Origin of the sequence: Kitasatospora sp. NPDC091257 (genome assembly GCF_044757675.1) — a bacterium.
In the GTDB taxonomy this organism is placed as follows: domain Bacteria; phylum Actinomycetota; class Actinomycetes; order Streptomycetales; family Streptomycetaceae; genus Kitasatospora; species Kitasatospora lactacystinica.
This window is the reverse complement of record NZ_JBIVVI010000930.1, coordinates 1-3,714: the sequence shown is the minus strand read 5'-3', so window position 1 is coordinate 3,714 and position 3,714 is coordinate 1. Positions and strand designations below refer to the sequence as shown.

Here is a 3,714-nt window from a genome sequence, read left to right as displayed (position 1 = left end):
TCCCCGAGACGGGCCGCGGCTACCCCTAGGGGGAGCGGCGCCGCGGCCCGTAGAACCTTGGTTGAGCGGCTTCATTCCGGCGGATGACGAGCCGCCGGCCGTCGGCTCCTAACGTGGTTCACACATCCCCACCCGCCGGGAAGCGGCCCGCTTGCGTCGGGTCCGGTGGCCAGGTCCACCGGGAGGGTGGAGACAACTCCCGGTCGAGGACTACCGCCTGCGCCATGTCATGAGGCGGGCGGGCCCGCGAGGCTGGGGGCCAACGGGTGAGCGCATCTTCCTTAGGAGAGTCCAGTGACGACGGCAGCAGCAGCCGTGTACGACCCCCAGCTTCCCGGCGGAGCGTCAGCCGTCGCCGCGTCGGCCCGTCAGGTCACCAAGGCGTACGGTTCGGGCGAGACCAGGGTGACCGCGCTCGACTCCGTCGACGTGGACATCCAGCGCGGCCGGTTCACCGCGATCATGGGCCCCTCGGGCTCCGGCAAGTCCACCCTGATGCACTGCCTGGCGGGCCTCGACACGGTCACCTCCGGCCGGATCCGGATCGGCGACACCGAGATCACCGGTCTCAAGGACAAGCAGCTCACCAGACTCCGGCGCGACAAGATCGGCTTCATCTTCCAGGCGTTCAACCTGCTTCCGACCCTGAGCGCGCTGGAGAACATCACGCTCCCGATGGACATCGCCGGCCGCAAGCCCGACCAGGCCTGGCTGGACCAGGTGGTGGAGACGGTCGGCCTGTCCGGCCGGCTCAAGCACCGCCCCTCCCAGCTCTCCGGCGGCCAGCAGCAGCGCGTCGCGGTGGCCCGGGCGCTGGCCGCCCGCCCCGAGATCATCTTCGGGGACGAGCCCACCGGGAACCTGGACTCCCGCTCCGGCGCCGAGGTGCTGACCTTCCTGCGCCGCTCGGTGGACGAGCTGGGCCAGACCATCGTGATGGTCACCCACGACCCGGTCGCCGCCGGCTACGCGGACCGCGTGCTCTTCCTCGCCGACGGCGTGATCGTGGACGAGATGCACGCGCCCACCGCCGACTCCGTCCTCGAACGCATGCGCCGTTTCGACGGCAAGCGCACCAGCTGAGCGGCGGGACGACACCATCATGCTGCTCAAGACCTCACTGCGGAGCTTCTTCGCCCACAAGGGCCGGATGGCGCTCTCGCTCATCGCTGTCGTGCTGTCGGTGGCCTTCGTCTCCGGCACCCTGGTGTTCTCCAACACCGCCACCGGCACCTTCGACAAGCTCTTCGCCGCGACCGCCTCCGACGTCTCGGTCAATCCGCCCAAGCCGGCCGAGGACGAGGAGCAGCAGGCCGCCGTCAAGCCGCCGACCGTCCCGGTCGCGCTCGCCGACCAGGTCGCCGCGGTGCCGGGCGTGAAGAAGGCCGTCGGCCAGGTCATGGTCCGGAACGCGGCCCTCATCGACCCGGCCACCAACAAGCTGGTCGGCCCGACCAGTGGCGCGCCCACCATGCTCGGCAACTGGACCGACACCCCGCGCAACCCGGTCACCATCACCTCCGGCCACGCGCCGCGGAACTCCGGCGAGCTGGTGCTGGACGCGGACACCGCGAAGAAGGCCAAGCTTGGCCTCGGCGACCGGATCAGGATCGAGAACTCCGGCGGCAGGCACGACCTCACCATCGCCGGCATCGCCACCTTCACCGCCACCAACCCGGGCGCGGCGCTCGGCTTCCTGGACACCCCGACCGCCCAGCAGGTGTTGCTCGGCGAGCCGGCCTACACCTCGATCGAGGCCTTCGGTGACGGCAGCCTCGGCAACGACCGCCTCAAGGCCGACACGACGGCCAGGATCGGCGGCGGCTACCTGGTCAAGACGGCGGCCGAGCAGAAGGACGAGAACACCAAGCAGGTCGGCAGCAGCCTCAACTTCATGAAGTACGCGATGCTCGGCTTCGCCCTCGTCTCGGCGGTCGTCGGCGCGTTCCTGATCGTCAACACCTTCTCGATGCTGGTCGCCCAGCGCACCCGGGAGATCGGCCTGCTACGCGCCATCGGCGGCAGTCGGCGGCAGGTCAACCGCTCGGTGTTGGTCGAGGCGCTGATCCTGGGCGTGCTCGGCTCGACCCTCGGGGTGGCGGCCGGTCTGGGTGTCGCGGTCGGCCTGATCAAGCTGATGAACGCGATCGGCATGGACCTCAGGGCGGCCGACCTGCAGGTCGGGCCGGACGTCTTCGTCGCCGGCTACGCGCTCGGCATACTGGTCACCCTGGTCGCGGCCTGGTTCCCGGCCCGCCGGGCGAGCCGGATCTCGCCGATGGCCGCCCTGCGCGACCACGGCACTCCGGCCGAGGGCCGCGCCAACCTGGTCCGTACGGTCCTCGGCCTGCTGCTGACGGCCGGCGGCGGCGCCCTGCTGGCGCTCGGCGCGCGGGCGGAGAAGGCGGCCACCGGCGGCCAGTACCTGGGCCTGGGCGTGGTGCTCACCCTGATCGGCTTCGTGGTGCTCGGCCCGCTGCTGGCCTCGGCCGTCGTCCGGGTGCTCGGCGCGCTGCTGCCGGCGCTGTTCGGGCCGTCCGGCAAGCTCGCCCAGCGCAACGCGATGCGCAACCCGCGCCGCACCGGCGCCACCGCCGCCGCGCTGATGATCGGCCTGGCACTGGTGATCGCTTCCGCGGTCTTCAGCTCCTCGGCGGTCACCTCGGCAAGCGCGCAGATCGACAGGTCGGTGGGCGTGGACTACATCATCGGCGGCGGCCGCGCCGAGATCACCACCGAGATGACGGACATCGTGCGCCGGACCCCGGGCATCGACCACGTCACCGTCCAGAAGGGCTTCCACACCAGGATCCAGCTGCCGGACGGACGGCAGGCGAAGACCGCCCTGGACGCCGTGCCGCCCGCCTTCTTCGCCACCGACTTCCACCCGACCGTGCGGTCCGGCGCGGCCGCGTCGATCGGGCGCGGATCGCTGGGGATCGGCGAGGCCTTCGCCAAGGACTTCGGCCTGAAGGTCGGCGACATGGTGACCGTCGACTACGGCAAGGGACGCACCCAGGTGCTGCCGGTCGGGGCGGTCTTCGCCAAGGGCGAGCTGTTCGGCAACGGCTCCTTCGTGGACCTGGACACCATGGCCAAGGCGGTCCCCGCCGCCGAGCAGCCGCCGGTGGACACCTTCTTCGCCAAGGCCTCCCCGGGCGCCGACGTCGCCAGGACGCTGACCGCCCTCCAGGACGGGCTCAAGGAGTACCCGCAGCTGACCGTCAAGGACCAGGCCGGCTACAAGGAGCTGGTGCAGTCCCAGGTCAACACCCTGCTCTACCTGATCTACGGGCTGGTCGCCCTCTCGATCACGGTCGCGGTGCTCGGCGTGGTCAACACCCTGGCGCTGTCGGTGGTCGAGCGGACCCGCGAGATCGGCCTGCTGCGGGCGATCGGGCTCTCCCGCCGCCAGCTGCGCCGGATGATCCGGCTGGAGTCCGTGGTGATCGCGCTGTTCGGCGCCGTCCTCGGCACCGGGCTGGGCCTCGCCTGGGGCGTCACCGTCCAGGGGGTGCTGCGGGACCAGGGCCTGGGGACGCTCTCCGTCCCGACCACCATGGTGGCGATCACGCTGGTCTCCTCGGTGCTGATCGGCCTGTTCGCCGCGCTCGTCCCGGCCTTCCGGGCCGGACGCATGAACGTCCTCGCGGCCATCGCGACGGACTGAGCCGGCTCCGGGGTCGCCGGGCCCCGGAGCACGGGGGAGACGGG

2 protein-coding genes are annotated in these 3,714 nt (G+C 71.4%); both read left to right on the top strand.

Going from position 1 to position 3,714, the window contains the following annotated elements:
* The first annotated feature begins 294 nt into the window (after positions 1 to 294).
* Entirely contained in the window at positions 295 to 1,083 is a 789-nt protein-coding gene (locus ACIQOV_RS32225; protein ID WP_359910121.1) for an ABC transporter ATP-binding protein, read from the top strand.
* Positions 1,084 to 1,099: 16 nt separating this feature from the next.
* Entirely contained in the window at positions 1,100 to 3,670 is a 2,571-nt protein-coding gene (locus ACIQOV_RS32220; protein ID WP_401054238.1) for an ABC transporter permease, read from the top strand.
* Positions 3,671 to 3,714: the final 44 nt, after the last annotated feature.